The following is a 20,892-nucleotide window of genomic DNA, read 5'->3' as shown; positions in this document are numbered from 1 at the left end:
GGCCTCCAGGTTCTTCTGGTGATGTTCCACGATCTTCGACATGTCGAGCGACGGGACCTTGAGCTGCTCGCCCAGATTCTTGATCATGTCCATGAAGCTGTTGGGTGCGTCGGCCATACGAACCTCCCCTCGGTCAGAAACGAAGCTTCAACCCCTGCTCCAGCACATGCAAGACCAAACCGGCAAGGCCGCCGATCAGGGTGCCATTGAACCGGATGTACTGCAGGTCAGGCCCGACCGTGAGCTCGATCCGGCCGACCAGCATGTCGATGTCCCATGACTTGACCTGATCGGCGATGAACCGGCCGACACCACTCTTCTGGTTCTCGACGAAGTCGGCCAGCACACGCACTATGCCTCGATTGATCTCGCCCCGGATCCCGGGGTCGCGCGCCAGTTGGGCGCCCGTCTCGACCAGCATGATCTCGAGCTGGCGGCCGATCTGGCCGTCGGCGCCCTGCGCGTCGCGTTCGAGGAACGTGCGCAGGCTGTCCCAGGCTCCTTCGGCAATGGCGGCTATCTCCGGCCGCGCCAGCATGTCGCGCTTGAGGCCCTCGGCGCGCCGGGCGAACTCCGGCGACGTGCGCAGGCGCTCGATGAAACCCGTCACGAACGCGTCGAACTCGACCCGCAGCGGATGATGGCGATCGGCCCGCGCGTCCTGGATGAAGGCATTGGTCGAGGCGACGATCTTGCGCAGCAGATAGGCATCGGCGCGATAGAGATTGAACAATGCCGGCAGCTCCTTGCGGATCTTCTCGCGCATCGCCGCCAGCGTTTCCTCGTTGCCCAGGACCTTCTCCAGTGCCGCCAGCAGTTCGTCGAGCAGCCGCTGATGACGGCCCTTCTCGGTGACGGCGCTCAGCAGGCCGGCAGCCAGGGGAGCAAGCTCGACCCGCTCGAGCTCGGTCATGATGCGCTTGCCGAGAAAGCCCTTGAGGCCCGACTGCTCGATGGCCCCGAGCGTCTGGGGCAGCAGGCGCAGGACGAAGTCGGCAAGGGCATGTGCCCGTTCGCGGTCGGAGAGCCACTCCGCCACCAGGGCGGCGAAGTCGACTTCGCGCAGGCGCGCCTCGACCGGCTCGGGGGCAAGGAAGTTGCTCTCGATGAAGCTGCCCAGCGTGTCGGCAATGCGCAGGTGATTGCGCGGAATGATCGCGGTGTGCGGGATCGGCAGTCCGAGCGGTCGGCGGAACAGCGCGACGACGGCATACCAGTCGGCAAGGCCGCCCACGGTCGCGGCGGCGGCGAACGCCGCCACGTAGCCCCACGCCCAGTGGCTCGGCTCGAAGTGCCGCGCCACCAGGAACAAGGTCGCCGTGGACGCCAGCAGCGCCATCGCCGCCACCTTGATGCGGCGCAGCTGGCGGGTGCGCTCGCGTTCGTCCGTCAGGGTCCTGCCTCGCCCATCAGGTGCCTGCCCATACGTCGAGCACGTAACGATCGTCGGCGGCGAGCATCTCCATCCAGGCTTCGCTCGCCGATCCACCGGCGCGCGATTTCTCGCCATGGATGGCCATCAGGGCGCGCTTGACGTCGGGCTCCATGTGGCTGCCGTCCCCGCAGACGTAGATGATGGCGCCCTGCTCGATCAGCGACCAGACGCCGTCAGCCTGTTCCTTCAGGAGGTCCTGCACATAGGTCTTCTTGCCGTCATGGCGCGAGAAGGCGACGTGCAGATCGACGATGCCCGCGGTGGCATGCTCCTCGAGCTCGTCGGCGTAGATGTAGTCCTGATCGGGATGGCGGCAGCCGAAGAACAGCATCGCCGGCCCCAGCGTACGCCCCTGCCCAACCAACGCCGCACGCTCGCGCAGAAAGCCGCGGAACGGCGCGAGGCCGGTGCCGGGACCGATCATGACGATCGGCGCCGCCGGATCGACCGGCAAGCGGAAGCCGGCCTTGGTCTCCTTGACGAAGGCCTGGACGGTGGCACCCGCGGCCTGGCGGGCGAGGTAGTTCGAGCAGACGCCGTAGTAGACGCCAGTCCCCGAGCGCGCCGGTCCTTCCACGACGGCCGTGGTAATCGAGCAGCGCGCGCCGTCGGCAACCGGCGACGACGAGATCGAGTAGTACCGTGGGACCATCAGCGGCACCATCTCGAGGAAGGCCGCGAACGGCAGCTCGCAGGCTGGATGCTCCTCGAGCAGGTCGAGCACCGACTTGCGCTTGGCCAAGACCTCGGTGCGGAAGCGATCCTCAGCCAGCAGCGCTTCGAGCTTGGGGCGCGTAAATGGGCAACGCGTGTGCTGCGCCATGATCTGGACCTGCTTTCGCGTCGCCGGAAGCTGCAGCTCGACGAATTCGGACAGCAGCCGATGGACCGAAATGGCCTCGCCGACCGGCAACTGGGCCCGCCGTCCCTCGGCGGCGGCCAGCACGACATGCGCGCCCGGCGCGAAGCCGAAACGCCGTTGGGCTCGCTCGACCAGTGCCGCGCCGTTCTCCGGCACGATGCTGAGATGGTCTCCGGCGCGATAGCCGACGCCGTCGGGTAGCAGCACCTCGATGTGTCGGGTGCTGCGGCCAGATTTCTCGGCGTTCTGAAGCTCGCGATTCGCCAGGACACGCATCGGCAAGGCGCCTGCCGCGCCGATCAGCGGATGAGCCGGCGGCTTGTCGACCGCCTGCACATGATAGAGCGGCTCATGGGCCAGGCCCGTTTCACCTTCCAGCTTGACGCCGAGCTTGCCGGCCAACGCCGGCAACAGCGGCTCGTTCCACGCCTGGAAATGGCCATCGAGGTCTTCCTTGGCGTCGCCCTCGCCGCGCGGATAAAGCCGCTCCGCCCCCTTCTCCGCCATCAGCTCGTCGATCCGGCGCGGCACGGCCTGGTAGGTCGACGCCCAGTCGCGATTGCCGCAGCCGAACACCGTGTAGCGCACGCCGGCGAGCGATCCGGGTGCCGCGTCCTCGAGCGCGGCAATGAAGGCACCGGCATTGTCGGGCGGGCTGCCGTTGTAGGATGCGCAGACGATCGCGACGGCTCCCTCCGCGGGAAGCTTGCCCGCGGCGTCGTCCAGACTTGCGAGCGACGTGGCGAATCCCTGGACCTCGCCGGCCTCGGCAATTGAGCGCGCCAGCTCCTCGGCCGTGCCCATGTTCGAGCCGAACAGCACGGCGAGCTTCGTCCCGTGGCAGCGCGCCGATTTCCTCGCCGCCGCCGGCTTCCTGGGCCCGGGCTTTGCCGCCACGGCGACGCCGCTGCCGCGCACGATGTCGGGCCGCAGCCGGACGCGCATCGTCAACCCCTCGGGCTTGATAGTGAGCGACTCCTTGATCTTGAGCTGATAGCGCGTGTGATCGATCAGCCGGAAGCGCTGCAGGATCAGGCCGAGCACCAGGGTCGCCTCGGTCATCGCGAACTGGCGGCCGATGCAGGCACGCTGGCCGTTGCCGAACGGCTTGAAGGCGTGTGGCGGCATCCTAGCCTCGCGCTCGGGCGCGAAATTGTCCGGATTGAACACTTCGGCCTGCGCTCCCCACACCGACTTGTCGCGATGCAGCATCGCCGTCAGCACCGTAACGAAGGTGCGTTTGCGCAGCTTGTATTTCCCGCCGATCGTCTCGTTCTGATAGGGGTAGAGGCCGAAGGCCGGTGCGGTCGGCCACAGGCGCAGCGATTCCTTCAGGATCTGGCCGATATAGATCAGCTGGTTCACCTGCTGCGCAGTCGGCCGGGCATTGATGTCGCGGCCCAGCACCCGATCGACCTCCTCGTAGGCCTTCTGCGTCACGTGCGGATTGTTGAGCAGGAAGTAGATCGCAAACGACAGCATGCCGCTGGTCGTCTCGTGCCCGGCGATCAGGAAGGTGTTCATCTGATAGCGGATGTTGACGTCGTCCAGCCGCTCGCCGCTCTGGCGGTCGATGCCCGACAGCATGTAGCCCAGCAGGTCTGGCTTGACGCTTTCATCCGCCGGCACCTCGCGCCGTTCGCGGATGATGCGGTCGGCGATGCCGTTCATGTAGCCGACATCCTGCTCGAGCTTCTTGCGGCTCTTGCGCTGGGTAATGTCCTCGAGCGGCAGGCCGCGCATCTTCATGACCGCCTCGAGGGCGCGCACAAGCGACTCGACGTAGGGATGGTTGTCACTGCGATAGAACGAGTTGAAGCGGTAGTTGAACCCGCACAGGCCGATCGTATCGAGTGTGAGTGCAGTCATGTCGCGCACCACGTCGATCTCCTCGTCGGCGTTCAGCCGCTCCCACTTCGTGACGAGCTGCTCGGCGATGTCGAGCATGCCTTCGTGGTAGGTCTGCATCATGCGGTGGGCGAAGGTCGGCAGCAGGATGTTGTGCGCCTTCTGCCAGTTGGGCTCCTGCGTCTCGGCAGTGAACAGCGCGTCACCGCCCAGCATACGGACCCGGCGCAGCGAGCCGCGCACCGCCTTGTCGAAGCGCTTCTCGTCACACAGCTCCGCCACCAGGTCGGCGCCAGACACCACGACCAGAGGAGTGCCCATCATGTCGAGCCAGAAGATCGGCCCCTGCTCGCGGGAGATCCGCATCAGGTCCTGGATCGGCGCGTCGCCGTCCACGGTGAGCATGTTGCCCAGCACGGGCGTGCGCGGCGGATGCGGAATCGGATGAAGCTTGTTGCGCGCCATGGGCGGGGCGATCCTCCCTGTCACTCGACTATCATCTTGCGACCTCGATGATCGTCTTGCGGCCATAATGCCTCGCCGCGTTGCAACGCGAAACACCAAGCGGGGCGATCTGTCGTATAGTCCGCCGTCACTTTATCCCGGGAGGCCAGCGTGAAGGTCGGATTCATCGGCGTCGGCAACATGGGCGGCCCCATGTGCCGCAACATCGTCAAGCGCAGCAATCATCAGGTTTCGGTGTTCGACCTCAACGCGGCAGCGGTCAAGACCTGCACCGACCTGGGCGCCACCGCCGCAAAATCGATCGCCGATGTGACCAGGGGTGCGGACGTGGTCATGACGTCGCTGCCCATGCCCAAGGACGTCGAAGCCGTTACCCTGGGTGACAATGGGATCCTCGCCAACATCGGCAGGGGCCAGACCTACATCGACCTCAGCACCAACGCGCCGTCGATGGTGAAGAAGATCGGCGCGGCGATGGCGGCCAAGGGCATCGCCATGCTGGACGCCCCGGTGAGCGGCGGCACGGTGGGCGCCGAAGCGGCGACCATCGCCATCATGGTGGGCGGCGACAAGAAGGTGTTCGACGACGCCCTGCCGGTGCTGCAGTCGTTCAGCGCCAACGTGATCCACATGGGCGAGCTCGGCACCGGCACCGTGGCCAAGCTGGTCAACAACATGATGGCGTTCTGCAATGCCGCAGCGGCTGCCGAGGGACTGATGCTCGGCGTGACGGCGGGCCTCGACCCGCAAAAGCTGATCCAGGTCGTGTCGAGCTCGAGCGGCAACTCGAACGCCTTCAAGAGCTTCTCCGAGCGCGCCCTGTCAGGCCGGCTCGAGCCGAGCTTCGCCCTCAACCTCGCCTACAAGGACCTCCATCTCGCCCTCGAGCTCGGCGACGAGCTCGGCGTGCCGCTGCCCCAGGGCTCCTCGACGCACAACCTGCAGCGCCTGGCCCGCGGCATGGGGCACGGCCCCAACGACAGCTCGGCGATCCTGAAGGTCTACGAGGTGGCGCTGGGCCGCACGGTCAAGCCGTGAGCAGCTATCGCCATACGGTTTCGACGATCAGAATTCTCGCGTGGGACACCACCAGTGCTCGCAGCTACAACCCTGCGGCAATCGAAGGCGGCGTTCTCTGCGATATGCAGGTCTCGCAGAGTGAGCCTGCGCTTCGATCCAGTTGACTTCATTCGGTGGAAGAACAATTAATCTCATCTGGTGTAACGCGCGATCGCGCGTACGGCGTGATCCGTCGACGTGGCGAAAGCGATGAAGTGGGTTTGGGAGGCAGGGCGCTTGCGTCCGAGATCGGTTGCGTCGCGTGATGTCGCTTGTCGTGCGTGTTTCCGTGAGAGGCTCCCTGTCGATCCGTGTGGGAGCCTATGGCGCATTCGACTGGTTCAGAGGATGACCGACGTCACGTGTTGCTGGCAGTCGATCGACTGATCGGTCGGCTGGAGAATCTGTTCAACGACATCGGTAGTCTTTTCATCTTCGCCCTCATGTGGCTGACGATGGCCGAGGTGCTGGGACGGCGTCTGCTCAACAGCCCCATCCCCGGCGCCATCGACTACATCGAGACCGGCATGGTCGTGTTTGCCTTCATGGGCGCAGCCTACTGTCAGCGGGAAGGCGGCCACGTCCGCATGGACCTGCTGGTGGCGAACTTGAGGGGACGCCTGCTGTGGTCGGTCGAGGCGTTCGCGATCCTGGTCGCGGCCGCTTATGTGGCGATCATTGTCTGGGCGAGCGCACAAGATGCCTGGCGGGCATTCGATCTCGGCGACGAGACCCTCGACGCGCATATTCCCGTCTGGCCCTCGAAGCTGATCGTGCCCATCGCATTGGCCGTGCTCGAGCTTCGGCTGTTGGTCAATCTGTGGGGCTACCTTCGGCTCGTGTTCCTGCCGAACGGCCAACCTTGGGGGGTTCCGCTAGCCAAGCATGTCGAGGATGTCGCCCAGGATCAGATCCGCGACGTGCTCGGCAAGATTGACGGCGGCTCCGGCACCGCTGCGGGACGCTGAGGAAACAATGGACCCTTTGGCCGCCGGATTCTTCGCCTGCGGAGGCGTCATCATCCTCACCCTGCTCGGCGTGCGCATTGCCTTTGCTGCCGGGATCACCGGGGTGCTCGGCCTCATCGCCGTCCGCGGCTGGGGGCCGGGCACCGGCCTGTCCGGCCTGCTCGCCTATTCCGAGTCGACGCACTACACGCTGTCGGTCCTGCCGATGTTCGTCCTAATCGGCTACCTCGCATTTCACGCGGGCCTGACCCAGGGCGCCTTCTATGCCGCCCGCTGCTGGCTCGGCAGGCTTCCCGGCGGTCTCGCGGTGGCGACCGTTTTCGCCGCCGCCGGCTTCGGTGCCGTTTCGGGCGCCAGCACCGCCTCGGCGGCCGTGTTCTCGCGCGTATCGATTCCCGAGATGCTGCGTTACGGCTACGACAAGCGATTGGCGGCAGCCACCGTCGCGGCCGGCGGCACGCTGGCCTCGCTGATACCGCCCAGTGCCATCCTGGTGATCTACGGCATCATCGTCGAGCAGTCGGTTGGCGCGCTCCTGCTGGCAGGCTTCATTCCGGGCGCCATCTCGGCGGTCAACTACGCGCTCATTATCGTCTTCTGGTGCAAGCTCAATCCCAAGCTCGCGACGCCGATGCCGAATGTCGACTTTCGCGAGAAGGTGCGCTCGCTCGGCCAGACGTGGGGAATTCTGGCCGTGATCGGCATCATCCTGGGCGGACTCTATACCGGCTGGATGACACCCACCGAGGTCGGCGGCGCCGGTGCCTTCATCATGTTCTGCCTGGCGCTCGCGCATCGCGCCAGGTGGAGCACGATCTGGGCGGCGGTGCGCGAGACCTCCAAGCTCACCGTGATGATCTTCACGATCATCTGGAGCATCCTCATCCTGGTCCGCTTTCTCGGCTTCACCGGCGTGCCGAGCACGGTATCGGAATGGATTGGCAGCCTCGATATGCCCCGGGTCGCGATCCTGCTGATGATCCTGGCGCTCTATTTCGTGCTCGGCATGTTCCTCGACGGCATCGGCATGCTGCTGCTGACCTTGCCCGTGGTCTATCCGATTGTCATCAAGCTCGGCTACGATCCGATCTGGTTCGGCATCATCGTCGTCAAGATGGTCGAGATCGGCTTGGTGACGCCGCCGGTCGGGCTGAACTGCTTCGTGGTCAATGGAGTCAGGCCCGATATCCCCCTGTCGACGGTGTTCGCCGGCGTATGGCCTTTCGTCGTCGCGGATTGCGTCACCATCGCGCTGTTCATCGCCTTTCCCGAAATCGTCACCTTCCTGCCGAACAGCATGGCGCCGGGAAATGGCTGAAGGAACGTTCAACTCGCAAAGCAGGAGTCTGGAATGGCTTGGACCAGGGTGAGGATGGCCGCAATCGCGGCATTCGGCATGATGCTGGCGTCGGCGGCGGACGCCCAGGACAAGATCGTCTGGGACATAGCGATCTATGGCCCATCGCGCGAGGTGACGGCGCCGATCGAGTTTCTCGCCAAATACCTCGACGAAAAGACCGCGGGCAAGTTCACCTTCAAGCTGCATTACAGCGAGTCGATCGCTCCGGCCAAGGCGGTGCTCGACTCGCTGAAGATCGAGGCGATCCACGGCGGGCTAGTGGCGTTCGGGTACACCCCGGGCAAGGCACCGCTGCATCTTGCGCTGGATCTGCCCTACCTGCCGATCGCCACCCTCGACGCATGGCAATCGGTTCAGGAAGCGTATTACGCCTGGGAACCGGTCAAGAAGGAGCTGGCGCGGTTCAATGGGCTGGCCGTCTACGCCGCCCTGCTGCCATCCTACGAGTTCATGGGCGCCGGCAAGGCACCCAAGGTGCTCGACGACTGGAAGGGCATGCGGGTGCGCGCGCTCGGACCGCTCGGCGATGCGATGCGCACCGTAGGCGCGGTCCCGACCTCGGTGCCGGCCCCCGAGGTCTACACGGGCCTGGAACGCGGCACCTTCCAGGCGGCGTCGTTCCCATTCTCCTACTCTTTCGCCGCCTACAAGCTCAACGAGGTGTCGAAGTGGTACACGATGGGCATGCAGCTCGGCGTGGTGAACAACGCATGGACATTCTCCCAGAGTGCCTACGCCAAGCTCCCGGCCGCGTACAAGAAGCTCATGGAGGACGCCAAGCCGGAGTTCTACCGGATCGCCAAGGAGGTCTATCGAAAGGCCGACGAACGCAACATTCCCCTGTTCGACAAGACCCTGGAGCGCGTTACCTTCACCCCCGAGACCTTGAAGCCGTTCGTCGACAAGGCGGGCAAGCCGGTGTGGGACAAGTGGGTCGCCGAGAACAAGGCGAAAGGCCTGCCTGCGCAGGAAGCGCTCGATTTCGTCCTCAAGGCTGCCCAGGCGACACAGGGCAAGACCAACTGACAGGAATTGCGTGCACCGAGGTCGCTCCGACCTCGGCCGGGGGTGCAGCGGTCAGCCGCGCCATGCGGCCAAGCGCGCGCTAACCGAGATGCTCGGCGATCAGAGACGCCACGAATTCGGCATTCTCGCGAGCGAGATCATGGGTGCCGCCCGCCACGACATGAAGGCGAGCATCGGGAAGGCGCCTGTGCAAATGGCGGCCGACGGCAACAGGACTGATCGGATCTGCGTCGCCCCAGATCAGGAGTGTGGGCGCCGTGATCCTTTCGATCGGCAGATTTGGCGAGGATCGCGGCGCGACGATCCACTCGGCGGCTCGGGGAAACGCCTTGCGATAGTCGGCACGCCAGTCGGCGGCCCCCAGGCCCGCCATGTCTACTCCGCCCGAGGTCACTGCCAGCACCAGCCGTCGCACGCACTCGGGATGCTCGAGCGCCAGGCGCGTCGCCACCACGCCACCCATCGATTGCGCCACCAGATCGACTGCTCCGTAGATATGGTTCGCAACGTGGCTGACAAGGTCGTCCAGGCCCGCGATCGTCGGATCATGCGGCTGGTCACCGAGACCCGGCCAGCCGAAATACTTCTTCGGCCAACTCGCAGGCAGCAGCGATCCGACCGGCTTCCAGAAATCGGGGGAGCCGCCGGCGCCGGGCAGAAACAGAATCCTGGTCACGACGAACCCGCCATCGACTCGGCGAGGAACGCCGGCACCGGCCTTCCCTGCGAGATCAAGTAGCGTCCCATCGCGCCGGCGACCCGGCGCACCGCCGGCCGTGCCCCGACGCGCGTGCGCCAGGCCTGCAGGCCCGGATGCGCGCCGGTCATCGGCGCGCCCATGCGGTCACCGAAAAGCTGTGCCATGTAGAACGCGATGTCGGCGTAGGAGTAGCTGCCGGCCAGCCATTCCTTGCCCACGAGACCGGCTTCCATCTCATCGTAGAACCGCAGGGCGGCAGCGCGGGCCTCGACGGCTGCCGCGTCGGCGGGGGTCGCCTGCAATCCCATCAGACGAATGATCGGCGGGAAATAGACCTCGTCGGACTTGTGTTCCAGCAGGCGGGCGCGCGCCCGGGCCTTGGGCTCCGCGGGCCACAGGGCGGGCGCGGGCTTCACGATCTCGAAATACTCGAAGATTTGCGTCGAATCGAAGATCTCGAGGTCACCGTCGATCAACACCGGCACCTGGCGCTTGGGATTGATACGCACGACCTCGGGATGCTTCGGTTGATAGAGTGTCTTCATGTCGAAGGGCACCATGATCAGCTCGACATCGAGCCCTTTCTCAAGGGCTGCAATCTCGGCCTTGGCGCCGAACATGCTGAGCGGTCCGGAATAGAGTTTCATGCGCAAACGCTAGCACGCCGGGCCGGTCGCGACGCACGAAGTAACCTCGGCCTGAATGACAACGTCGCTCATGCACCTGTTCGCCTTCATCGCGCGGCAGCGCGGACAGCGGAGCCGATCACATCAGGACGAACATCGCGACAGCGGCCGCGGCCATGATGGCCGTCGCGGCCCAACCGAGCAGGCGCTGCCAGGGTGCCGCAACGAATTCGCCCATCAGCTTGCGCCGGCTCGCCAAGATCATCATCGCCGCCATGATCGGAACGACAATCACGCCGTTCAGCACGGCGCTCCAGAGCAATGCCTTGATAGGATCGAGTGGCGTGAAGCCGACCGCGAGGCCGAGCAGGATCGCAACGGCAACCACGAGATAGAACGGCCAGGCCTCGTTAAGTGGGCGCTCGAGACCGGTCCGCCAGCCGCGCGACTCGGCGGCGGCGTAGGCAGCCGAGCCCGCCAGTACCGGGATCGCAAGCAGGCCCGTGCCGATCAGCCCGAGGCTGAAGAGGACGAACGCAGCGTCGCCGGCGATCGGCCGCAGCGCCTCCGCCGCCTGCTCGGCGGTTTGGATGTCGGTGACGCCATTGACATGCAGGGTCACCGCCGTCGTGAGCATGATGAAGAAGGCGACGAGGTTGGAGATGGCCATGCCAGCCCACGTCTCCCAACCTATGCGGCCGAGCTCGCGATCGGCCTGCTCGGGATGAACGATCAGGGCTCCGGCATCGGGATCGCCCTCTTCTTCTTCAACCTCCTGCGAACTCTGCCAGAAGAACAGGTAGGGGCTGATCGTCGTGCCGAACACTGCAACGATCAGCGTGACCGACTCCCCCGACAGTTCGAAGCGCGGCACCACGGCGCCCACTGCCACGGCAGCCCAATCGATCTGCACGCTGAACACCACGCCGACATAGGCGAGCAGCGAGAAGGTGAACCACTTCAAAAGCCCGACATAACGGTGATAAGGGACGAAAACGATGGCCAGGAGAGAGCCAATCGCGAATATGACCGTAAAGAGATGAGCGTTACCGCCCAGCACGAGCCGGGCAGCCGCGCCCATGGCGGCGAGATCGGCGCCGAGATTGATGGTGTTGGCGAGGAACAGGAGCAGCACGAGCGCGGTGACGACGCCGCGCGGGAAGGCCAGGACCATGTTGCCGGCCAAGCCGCGGCCGGTAACCCGCCCGATGCGGGCGCTGACCGACTGAACGGCCACCATGAGTGGCCAAGTCAGGATCACGGTCCACAGCAGGGAAAAGCCGGCCTGGGCGCCTGCCTGCGAGTAGGTGGCAATGCCACTCGGATCGTCGTCCGCGGCGCCGGTGATGATGCCAGGCCCCAGCTTTTTGAACAGAGCCTGGAGACTCAGCCGCTCGCTGAAACGGGACTCGACCACGGCCATAGATCAGCGGAACGGCCGCGGGCCCTCGTAGTTCCCGACATAGCTCATGTGCGTGATGAGTCCGGCGCCCGGCCGCCACAAATGCAGCGCGACACCCGGCGGCTCCATCATCATCGAAAGCGGTGCACCGTCGTGAAGGTCGAGTGTCGCCTGGTGCGCCGTGCTGGGGGCGACGGAGGCCATGGTTCCAGCCCAGCGCACCTGGATCGGGCGATGGACATGGCCGCACAGAGCACGCTCGACATGGCCGCGACGGCGCACCAGCTCGGCCAAACGCAGGTGGCCTTCCAGCAATCGATGACCGTCGAATGCGGTGATGCCGCAGTCGAATGGCGGATGATGCAGGAACAGGATCGTCGGACGGTCGCTTTCGGCGAGCCGCGCCGCCAGCCAATCCAGCCGCTCGGCGCACAATTCGCCGTGTGTCTTGCCGCGCACCAGCGTGTCGAGCGCGATCAGGCGCACCGGCCAGTCCTCAATCGTGTATTGCAGGAACCCGGTTTTCGGCAGGTAGGCATGATCGGCGAAAACCTCGCGCAGAGGATCTCGGGCGTCGTGATTGCCGGGAATCAGGTAAACCGGCATGTCGAGCGGCTCCATCAGCCGGCGCAGCAGGGCATACTCCTCGACCTTGCCGCCTTCGACGAGGTCGCCCGTCGCCAGCACGATATCGGGCTGCGGATCGAGCGCCTTCACATGCGCCACCGCCCGCTCGAGGAATCCGGCCGTATCGATGCGCCCATAGAGCAGCTCGCCCGGCGGCTTGATGTGCATGTCCGAGATCTGGGCGATCAACATGGGTTCCTACCCGCGAAAACCGTTGACGATGGGATAGCGGCGCTCCCGGCTGACGTTGCGCGCCGTGATCTTCACTCCGGGCGGCGCCTGCCGACGCTTGTACTCGGCGGCCTCGAGCAGGCGCCACACGCGGTCGACCACGACGCGATCATGACCCTCGCCCGCCAGCGCGCCGGCATCGAGATCGCGCTCGATCAGGCCGCGCAGGATAGCGTCGAGCGTCGGATAGGGCGGCAGGGAATCCTCGTCCTTCTGGTCGGCGCGCAACTCGGCGGACGGCGGCTTGCCGATGATCCGTTCCGGGATCACGCGGCCGCACGGCCCGAGCGATCCCTCGGGCCGGTTCCGGTTGCGCCATCGGCAGAGCTCGAACACGGTGGTCTTGTAGACGTCCTTCAGGACATTGTAGCCGCCGCACATGTCGCCGTAGAGCGTGGCGTAGCCCACCGCCATCTCCGACTTGTTGCCGGTTGTAACCACCATGCCGCCGAGCTTGTTCGAGAGTGCCATCAGGGTGACGGCGCGGGCGCGGCTCTGGATGTTCTCCTCGGTGACGTCGGGGGCGGCATTGTCGAACAGCGGCAGCAGCATCCTGGCGAACGCCTCGACGGCCGGCTCGATATCGACGATGTCGTGCCGCACTCCCAACGCCTGCGCGCACTCCCTGGCATCCTCCAGTGAAGACGCGCCGGTGTAGCGTGACGGCATCATCACCGTATGCACCCGGGACGCCCCGAGCGCGTCGACCGCCACCGCTGCCGTCAGCGCGGAATCGACGCCACCCGACAAGCCGATCAGGACGGACGGGAAGCCGGTCTTGTTCACGTAGTCGCGCAGGCCCAGCATCATCGCCTGGTAGATCGAGTCGAGGTCGTCGAGCTCGGGGGCGATTGCGGCGGGCTGGCACTCCCAGCCGTTCGCGCCGCGGCGGAACTCGACGGTCGCGACCTGCTCGCGAAACGATGCGAGCTTGGCTTTGAGTGCCCGGTCGGCCCCGAGCACGAACGAGCCTCCGTCGAACACCAGCTCGTCCTGGCCGCCGATCTGGTTGAGGTAGACGAATGGCAGGCCGCTCTCGACCACCCGCTGCACGCCGAGCTGGACGCGAATGTCGGTCTTGCCGACCTCGTAGGGCGAGCCGTTGGGCACCAGCAGGATCTCGCCGCCGGTCTCGGAGATGCATTCGACGACGTCGGCCGTCCACACGTCCTCGCAGATCGGCACGCCGAGGCGCACACCGTTGAAGACAAGCGGGCCCGGCATCGGACCGGGCGCGAACACGCGCTTCTCGTCGAACACGCCGTAGTTCGGCAGGTCGACCTTGAAGCGCTTGCCGATCACCTCGCCCTTGTCGAGGCAGACGATGGCGTTGTGCAGCTTGTCGCCCTCGCGCCACGGCGTCGCGACGAACAGCGCTGGCCCGCCGTCGCGCGTATCGGCACGCAAGGCCTCGACAGCCTCGTGACAGCGCTTTTGGAAGGCCGGCTTCAGCACCAGATCCTCGGGCGGGTAGCCCGACAGGACGAGCTCGGAGGTCAGGACCAGCTCGGCCCCCTGCCGCACCGCCTCGGCGCGCGCGGCGCGAACCTTGGCGAGATTGCCGGCGACATCGCCGACCTTGGGATTGAGCTGGGCTAGCGCGACCTTCAGTGACTCAGGCATGATCGCTTGATTCCAATTATGCTCACCATGAGCATATAACTATAATGCTATTAATGAGCATAACTGGTGTCAAGCCTGCCTACTTGGCCGCCACCGCCTCGATCTCCACCAGCATGCCCGGATCGGCCAGCCCCTGCACGATCAGGAGGGTCGAGGCCGGGAATGGCGCCGCCGGAATGAACTCCTCGCGCGACGCCCGATAGGGACCGATGAAGCGGCTGTCGGTGAGAAAGACGTTGATCTTCACGATGTCGCGATAGCCCATGCCCGCACTCTTCAGCACCTGGCCGATGTTCTTCCACGCCTGGGTGCACTGCTTCTCGATGCCGGCTTGCAGCTTTCCGCGAGAATCGACGCCGACTTGGCCGGAGACGAACAGCACGCGGGCGCCCTGCGGCACCTCCGCGCCCAGGCTATACTTGCCCGCCAGCGATACCGATTTCGGATTGTGATACGTGATGGCCATGATGGCTCCCCCCGTTTAAGAGAGCGCGCACGGTTTCAGGTCGAACAGGATGACGTCAAGCGCCAAGAAGGTTCACATCGTCGGCGGCGGCCTCGCGGGCAGCGAAGCGGCCTGGCAGCTCGCGTCGGCCGGCGTGCCGGTGGTCCTGCACGAGATGCGGCCGCAGCGCGGCACCGAGGCTCACCAGACCGGGGCTCTGGCCGAGCTTGTCTGCTCGAACTCCTTCCGCTCCGACGATGCCGCCAACAACGCCGTCGGGCTTCTGCACGAGGAGATGCGGCGCGCCGGCTCGCTGATCATGCGGGCGGCCGACGCCCACCGCCTGCCGGCGGGCGGCGCGCTCGCCGTCGACCGCCATGGTTTCTCAGGCGCCGTGCAGCAAGCCTTGATCGACCATCCCCTGGTCGAGCTCGTGCGCGAGGAGGTGGCGGGCCTGCCGCCCGATTCGTGGGACAGCGTGATCGTCGCCACCGGCCCACTCACCTCGCCTTCCCTCGCCGACGCCATCCGCCGCCTGACTGGCGAGGAGTCGCTCGCCTTCTTCGACGCCATCGCTCCCATCGTCCATCACGACAGCATCGATCTCTCGGTCGCCTGGAAACAGTCGCGATACGACAAGGGCGGCCCGGCAGGCGACGGTGCCGACTACCTCAACTGCCCGTTCGACAAGCCGGGCTACGAGGCGTTCGTCGCGGCCCTGCTCGCCGCCGACAAGACAGAGTTCAAGGAATGGGAGACCAACACACCCTACTTCGACGGCTGCCTGCCGATCGAGGTGATGGCGGCGCGCGGCCTCGACACGCTGCGCTTCGGGCCGATGAAGCCGGTCGGCCTGCGCGATCCACGCACCGGCCGTCGCCCCTGGGCAGTGGTGCAACTGCGCCAGGACAATGCGCTCGGCACGCTGTGGAACATCGTGGGCTTCCAGACCAAGCTGAAGCACGGTGAGCAGACGCGGGTCTTTCGTACCATTCCAGGCCTGCAGAACGCCGAGTTCGCCCGCCTGGGCGGACTGCACCGCAACACCTTCCTGAACAGTCCGCGCCTCCTCGACGCCACGCTGCGCCTCAGGGCGATGCCGCGCCTGCGCTTCGCCGGCCAGATCACCGGCTGCGAGGGCTACGTCGAAAGCGCCGCCATCGGCCTGCTGACCGGCCGCTTCGCCGCTGCCGAGCGACTGGGCCGCACCCCGAGCGCGCCGCCCGCGACGACGGCCATGGGCGCCCTGCTCGGCCACATCACTGGCGGCGCGGATGCCACGACTTTCCAGCCGATGAACGTCAATTTCGGCCTGTTTCCGCCGCTGCCCGGCACGCTGCGCGGCAAGGAGCGCAAGCAGGCCCTGTCGGCAAGGGCGTTGCGCGACTTCGACGACTGGCTGTCGCCGGCCCCTCTCGCAGCGGACTGATCCGGCCCGCCCGGACCTGGCGTGGTCCAGAGTGCGCCCGAAGCTGCGATCGAGCTCGGATGCTCGTTCAGTCGCAACATTATGAAATGTGGCGCAACATGCCGTAACGATTTGTTATTTCCCATTGGCAGCAAGTTCCTGTCCGATGTCCTCAGGGTTCCATCGGCGGAGGTTCAGTTGCACAGTACGGATGTTCTGGTCGCCGGGAATGTCGAGCTCGTCACCCTGCAGCTGGAGGTGATGCGGGAGATTCGCCGACAGCTGACGCCGTACCATTCCGGAGAAACGCCGATAACGGGTGAAACCGTGATCTCCAGCGGCCTCGCCGTCGACTCCCTGACGATCATGGACCTGATCATGGAGCTCGAGGACCGATTCGACGTCACGATCCCCATGAATGTCGTGGCCGAAATCCGCACCATCGACCAGCTCGCCCAGACCGTCCTGAACCTGCACACCCAGCGCTGATCCGCAGGCCGGCCTGGAGACCCGCGGGCCAGCGGCAGCATACGGCGCCCACCGCTGATAAAAGGAACCGCAGCCTCATGGAGCAGCGGTCATGAAGACGATCCTGATCATCGGCGTCGGCGCCGGCGATCCCGACTACATCACGGTGCAGGCGATCAAGGCCCTGAACCGCGTCGACGTCTTCTTCCTCATGGACAAGGGTCCGGCCAAGGCAAAGCTACGTGCGTTGCGCGAAGAAATCTGCCGCCGCCACATCCAGGGCCGCACCTGGCGAACCGCCGAAACGCCGAGCCCGCCGCGCGATACCGCGGCCGCCGATTACCGTGCCGCCGTCGACGTCCTCAATCGCGACAAGCAGGCGGTGTTCGATCGCATGATCGAAAGCGAGCTGAAGGACGGTGAGACGGCCGGCATCCTGGTGTGGGGCGATCCCACGCTCTACGACAGCACCATCCGCAACATCGAGGCGATCGCCGCGGCCGGGCGACACGCCATCGCCTACGAGGTGGTTCCCGGCATCACCGCGGTCCAGGCGCTGGCCGCCCGGCATCGCATTCCCCTCACCCGCATCGCCGAGCCGGTCCTGCTGACCACCGGCCGCCGCCTCGCCGAGGGCTTTCCGGACGACAGCGACAGTGTCGTGGTGATGCTCGACGGCGAGGACACCTACCGCCGCTTCGCCGGCCAGGACATGGAGATCTGGTGGGGCGCCTATCTCGGCACGCCCGACGAGATCCTCGTTTCAGGCCCGCTGGCCGAGGTGTCCGAGGAGATCCATCGCCGGCGCAGCGCGGCCCGCCGCGCCAACGGCTGGATCATGGACACCTATCTGATGCGCAAGCGGACCTGACTCACACGACCTTCGCGACCTCGACCAGCACGTCGGAAAATGTCGGCGCATGGCCGTAGTCCGCGAACGCGGGCGGCGTGATGGCATTGACGGATCGCCTCTCCTTGGCGTCGCGCGGCCAGTAGCCCAGCGGTGCCACGACCACGCCGGTCATGGCGTCGGCCGAAAGCTCGGCCGTCGCCTCGAAGGCCCCCCGGTCGTTGAAAACGCGCACCCGGTCGCCGGCAACGATTCCGCGCGGCGCCGCATCGCCCGGATTGATCACCACCTTCTGGCCGCCAGCATGATGCCGCTGGGTTGGCAGGTTGGCGTAGGAGGAATTCAGGAAGGCGTGGCTCTTGGGCGACAGCATGTTCAGCGGGAACCGCCGCGCCAGCGCCGGATTGGTCGCCGGCGATTCGTTGGGCGGCACGTAGGTCGGCAGCGGGTCGAGCGCCTCGCCCGACTGCCCAGCGATGTAGCCTTGCCGGAACAGGGGCAGCACCAGGTTGCCGCCGGCGGCGATCGACGACTTGAACTCGCACTTGCCGGACGGTGTCGGGAAGTTGCCCTCCCGGTGAGGCACGTAGGTATCGGGCGAGCCGACCTTGAGACGCGCATAGCCCGACTTGCGCAGTTCCGCCAGATCGATCCCGGCCAGCGCGGGATTGGTCCAGTCCAGCGCGGCCAACACCATCTCCTCGTCGCTGCGCTGCCAATAAGGATCGTTGAGGCCCATCGTCCGGGCGAGCCTGCGGAACAGCTCGGTGTTGGGCACTGCCTCGCCGAGCGGCGCAATCGCCGGCTCGTTCAGGGTGAGGTAGAGGTGGCCCCACGAGAACATGACGTCGAACTGCTCGAGCTGGGTCGTCGCCGGCAGCACGATGTCGGCGTAGAGGGCGGTATCGGTCAGGAACTGCTCGCTCACCACCGTGAACAGGTCCTCGCGCGCGAGGCCGCGCTCGATCTTGCCCTGCTCCGACGCCACCACCATCGGATTGGAGTTGAATACGAACAGCGACTGGATCGGCGTGGCAAGCGGCAGCTCGCCGGTCAGGGCGGGCCCGAGCCGCCATTGATTCACGACAGGCGTGCCGGGCTTGATCCAGTCGGGCCGGCTGATGTCGTCCCATTTCACCGGAAACGCCCAGATCGGCATGTGCAGGATGCCGCCGCCGCAGTGACGCCAGGCGCCGACCAGCGCCGGCAGGCACGACAGCGCGCGCACGGTGTTGCCGCCGCCGGCGCTACGCTCGATGGCGACACCCATCCGGATCACCGAGGGTTGGGTGGTGGCGAACTCGCGGGCAAGGCGGCGCACATCGTCGGCGGCAACGCCGGTCAGACCGACGACCAGGTTGGGCGGGAATAGGGCGGCGCGTTCTTTCAGCTCCTCGAACCCCACGGTGTACTTCTCGACATAGTCGTGATCGACGAGCCCCTCGGCGATGATGACGTTGATCATGCCGAGCGCGAGCGCTGCGTCGGTGCCGGGGCGGATTCGGATGTGCCAGTCGGCCTGCTTGGCCGTCCGCGACGCCACGGGATCGACCACCACCACCTTGGCGCCGCGCCGCTGCGCTTCGGCGATGAAGGGCCAGTGGTGCAGGTTGGTGCTGATGGTGTTGATCGCCCACAGGACGATGTACCGGGAATGCACGAAGCTTTCCGGATCGACGGCGGCCGTCGGGCCGCAGCTCATGAAGAAGGCGCTGATCGCCGCCGAATCGCAGAACGTCCGCTCCGAGACCGTGGCGCCGAGGCGGTTGAAGAAGGCGTCGCCCGCGTTGAGCCCGTTCAGCAGGCCCTCGGTCCCGAGATAGCTGTAAGGCAGGATGGCCGTCGGCCCGTGCCGGTCGATGATGGCCGTCCATCGCGTCTTGATCTCGTCCAGCGCCTCGTCCCAGGTAATTCGCCGGAACTCGCCCGAACCCTTGCGGCCGCTGCGCTTCAGGGGATGGAGCACCCGGTCGGGACTGTAGACCCGGTTCTGGTAGTCGTTGACCTTGACGCACAGGCCGCCGCGCGTGAACGGATGCTCGGGGTTGCCGCGCACCTCGACGGCCTTGCCATCGCGGACAGTGGTGATCATCGCGCAAGTGTCGGGGCAGTCGTGCGGGCAGGCACTGAAGACCTTGAGTTCGGCCATGGCGTCCTCGCTGTCAGGGCTACGGCACGTCGAGCCAACACCCGCCGGACGGCGGCCGGCTTTCACGGCCTTGCTGTGTCATTTCAGAAACTTGCTGAGTGTCGCGCTTGCCCGCCGAGCGGCGCCATGGAAGCATTTGGCCAGTTCGTGGTCTGGCGCGTCTCTTGCGTGGGGACCTCCCGCATGTCGCGGCTGATAGGGCACAGCAAGGCGAAGTACACCACCGGCACCTGTTTCGGCTCGAGCCGGGGACGCGGCTGGCGTGGCGTGCTGGCCGAGCAATGGACCCATGCGGAGGGCGAGCTGGGAGAAGTCCTGCCGCGCGAAACGGAAGTAATCGTCATGCTCGAGGGCCGGCTGCGCGTGCGCCGTCGAGGCGACGGCCAGGTCCAGAATCACGATGCCGTCCCCGGGACGGTCTGGCTCTGCCCCGCCGGCATACGCGAGGACATGATCCACCTCTACGGCGAGATCGGACGGAGCATCCATCTCTATCTGCCGGCTGCGCCCCTGGCCAAGACCGCGCTCGAGGATCTGGGTGTCGATCCGGACCGGGCGCGGCTGCGCTACGAGGGCGGCTTCCGCGATCCGGTGATCGAGACGATCGGACGGACGGTGGCGGCGGAGCTCAACGATCCCAGCCCGATGGCGAACCTCCTGGTCGAGACCATGTCCGCCGCCCTGGGGGTCTACATCCTGCGCAACTACTCCGGCCTGTCGCCGGCGGCGCACCCGCTGGCGTCGGCAAAAGGCATCCTCGACGGCCGGCGGCTCGCCCGCGTGCTGGCTTTCATCGACGCCCATCTCGACCGCGAGGTGACGCTGGAGGAGCTGGCGCGGGAGGCTTGCCTCAGCCGCTTCCATTTCGCACGCTCGTTCAAGGCGGCAACCGGCGCCTCACCGCACCGCTACATCCTGCAACGACGGCTCGAACGCGCCAAGACTCTGCTCCGGACCGGAATGCCGTCGCTGGCCGAGGTGGCACTGGCCTGCGGCTTCTCGTCCCAGGCACATTTCTCCAGCAGCTTCAAGCAGGCGAACGGCGTCTCGCCCAAGCACTTTCGCCGGCTTTGAGGCAACGTCAGAATTTCGGGGAGTTCTGATCCCAGTCGGGATCGCTGCTCGGGCTGAGCGGCTGCTCGAACGCCAGGAGGCCCTTGCCCGGCACGTAGTTGACCTCCAGACGGATGCCGTCGGGGTCCTCGAAGACGATGTAGTAGTAGCCCGGCGCCCAGCCGCCCTCGACCGGACCGCGGTCGATGAAGGCGCCCATGGCCTCGAGCTTCTCCGCAACCTTGTCGACGTCCTCGCGCGAGCGAGCGCGCAGGCAGAGGTGATGC

General features: G+C 66.1%; 18 protein-coding genes. 8 read left to right on the top strand and 10 right to left on the bottom strand.

Annotated elements, in window-relative coordinates:
* Nucleotides 1-133: 133 nt before the first annotated feature.
* The gene (locus AB7O82_RS26705) at nt 134-1,339 is read right to left on the bottom strand and encodes a DUF445 domain-containing protein (RefSeq protein ID WP_428543207.1); all 1,206 of its coding nucleotides are present in this window, start codon (nt 1,337-1,339) and stop codon (nt 134-136) included.
* Nucleotides 1,340-1,409: 70 nt separating this feature from the next.
* Nucleotides 1,410-4,610, bottom strand: a complete 3,201-nt coding sequence (locus AB7O82_RS26700) for a bifunctional cytochrome P450/NADPH--P450 reductase (protein ID WP_428543209.1) — start codon at nt 4,608-4,610, stop codon at nt 1,410-1,412.
* Between the two features lie 150 nt (nt 4,611-4,760).
* Here AB7O82_RS26700 and AB7O82_RS26695 point away from each other — a divergent pair, with 150 nt between their 5' ends.
* The 4 genes from AB7O82_RS26695 (at nt 4,761) to AB7O82_RS26680 (ending at nt 9,023) form a co-directional block, all read left to right on the top strand.
* The gene (locus tag AB7O82_RS26695; RefSeq protein ID WP_428543211.1) at nt 4,761-5,648 is read left to right on the top strand and encodes an NAD(P)-dependent oxidoreductase; all 888 of its coding nucleotides are present in this window, start codon (nt 4,761-4,763) and stop codon (nt 5,646-5,648) included.
* Between the two features lie 476 nt (nt 5,649-6,124).
* The gene (locus tag AB7O82_RS26690) at nt 6,125-6,637 is read left to right on the top strand and encodes a TRAP transporter small permease (RefSeq protein ID WP_428543213.1); all 513 of its coding nucleotides are present in this window, start codon (nt 6,125-6,127) and stop codon (nt 6,635-6,637) included.
* Between the two features lie 7 nt (nt 6,638-6,644).
* A complete protein-coding gene (locus tag AB7O82_RS26685; protein WP_428543215.1) occupies nt 6,645-7,955 on the top strand; it encodes a TRAP transporter large permease in 1,311 nt (436 codons plus the stop codon).
* Between the two features lie 33 nt (nt 7,956-7,988).
* The gene (locus tag AB7O82_RS26680; RefSeq protein ID WP_428543217.1) at nt 7,989-9,023 is read left to right on the top strand and encodes a C4-dicarboxylate ABC transporter substrate-binding protein; all 1,035 of its coding nucleotides are present in this window, start codon (nt 7,989-7,991) and stop codon (nt 9,021-9,023) included.
* 79 nt (nt 9,024-9,102) lie between these two features.
* Here the strand turns inward: AB7O82_RS26680 and AB7O82_RS26675 are convergent, their stop codons facing one another.
* The 6 genes from AB7O82_RS26675 to AB7O82_RS26650 all read right to left on the bottom strand — a co-directional run bounded on the left by AB7O82_RS26675 (nt 9,103) and on the right by AB7O82_RS26650 (nt 14,698).
* Nucleotides 9,103-9,699 (bottom strand): alpha/beta fold hydrolase, encoded by a 597-nt coding sequence (locus AB7O82_RS26675; RefSeq protein WP_428543219.1) that lies wholly within the window; start codon nt 9,697-9,699, stop codon nt 9,103-9,105.
* Nucleotides 9,696-10,370, bottom strand: coding sequence for a glutathione S-transferase family protein (locus AB7O82_RS26670; protein ID WP_428543221.1), 675 nt, complete (start codon nt 10,368-10,370; stop codon nt 9,696-9,698). Before AB7O82_RS26670 ends, AB7O82_RS26675 begins: the two co-directional genes overlap by 4 nt.
* 118 nt (nt 10,371-10,488) lie before the next feature.
* The gene (locus tag AB7O82_RS26665) at nt 10,489-11,772 is read right to left on the bottom strand and encodes an NRAMP family divalent metal transporter (protein ID WP_428543223.1); all 1,284 of its coding nucleotides are present in this window, start codon (nt 11,770-11,772) and stop codon (nt 10,489-10,491) included.
* Nucleotides 11,773-11,775: 3 nt separating this feature from the next.
* On the bottom strand, nt 11,776-12,570 hold the full coding sequence (locus AB7O82_RS26660; RefSeq protein WP_428620565.1) for a phosphodiesterase: 795 nt from the start codon (nt 12,568-12,570) through the stop codon (nt 11,776-11,778).
* 6 nt (nt 12,571-12,576) lie between these two features.
* Nucleotides 12,577-14,232, bottom strand: coding sequence for an NAD+ synthase (locus AB7O82_RS26655; RefSeq protein ID WP_428543227.1), 1,656 nt, complete (start codon nt 14,230-14,232; stop codon nt 12,577-12,579).
* Between the two features lie 79 nt (nt 14,233-14,311).
* A complete protein-coding gene (locus AB7O82_RS26650; RefSeq protein ID WP_428543229.1) occupies nt 14,312-14,698 on the bottom strand; it encodes a RidA family protein in 387 nt (128 codons plus the stop codon).
* Nucleotides 14,699-14,747: 49 nt separating this feature from the next.
* Here AB7O82_RS26650 and trmFO point away from each other — a divergent pair, with 49 nt between their 5' ends.
* The 3 genes from trmFO to cobF all read left to right on the top strand — a co-directional run bounded on the left by trmFO (nt 14,748) and on the right by cobF (nt 17,424).
* Complete coding sequence (gene trmFO / locus AB7O82_RS26645; RefSeq protein WP_428620564.1) at nt 14,748-16,106, top strand: methylenetetrahydrofolate--tRNA-(uracil(54)-C(5))-methyltransferase (FADH(2)-oxidizing) TrmFO; 1,359 nt, start codon at nt 14,748-14,750, stop codon at nt 16,104-16,106.
* A gap of 177 nt (nt 16,107-16,283) precedes the next feature.
* Nucleotides 16,284-16,574 carry an acyl carrier protein gene (locus AB7O82_RS26640; protein ID WP_428543233.1) on the top strand — a complete coding sequence of 97 codons (291 nt, stop codon included), beginning with the start codon at nt 16,284-16,286 and terminating at the stop codon, nt 16,572-16,574.
* A 91-nt stretch (nt 16,575-16,665) separates the two neighbouring features.
* On the top strand, nt 16,666-17,424 hold the full coding sequence (gene cobF, locus AB7O82_RS26635; RefSeq protein WP_428543235.1) for a precorrin-6A synthase (deacetylating): 759 nt from the start codon (nt 16,666-16,668) through the stop codon (nt 17,422-17,424).
* A gap of 1 nt (nt 17,425) precedes the next feature.
* Here the strand turns inward: cobF and AB7O82_RS26630 are convergent, their stop codons facing one another.
* Nucleotides 17,426-19,552, bottom strand: a complete 2,127-nt coding sequence (locus AB7O82_RS26630; protein ID WP_428543237.1) for a molybdopterin-containing oxidoreductase family protein — start codon at nt 19,550-19,552, stop codon at nt 17,426-17,428.
* A gap of 183 nt (nt 19,553-19,735) precedes the next feature.
* Here AB7O82_RS26630 and AB7O82_RS26625 point away from each other — a divergent pair, with 183 nt between their 5' ends.
* Complete coding sequence (locus AB7O82_RS26625; protein WP_428543239.1) at nt 19,736-20,626, top strand: helix-turn-helix domain-containing protein; 891 nt, start codon at nt 19,736-19,738, stop codon at nt 20,624-20,626.
* 7 nt (nt 20,627-20,633) lie between these two features.
* Here the strand turns inward: AB7O82_RS26625 and AB7O82_RS26620 are convergent.
* On the bottom strand, nt 20,634-20,892 hold a 259-nt coding region (locus tag AB7O82_RS26620; RefSeq protein ID WP_428620562.1), incomplete at its 5' end, for a VOC family protein.

The organism is Reyranella sp. (assembly GCF_050185545.1).
In the GTDB taxonomy this organism is placed as follows: Bacteria; Pseudomonadota; Alphaproteobacteria; order Reyranellales; family Reyranellaceae; genus Reyranella.
This window is presented reverse-complemented; position numbering and strand designations above follow the sequence as displayed.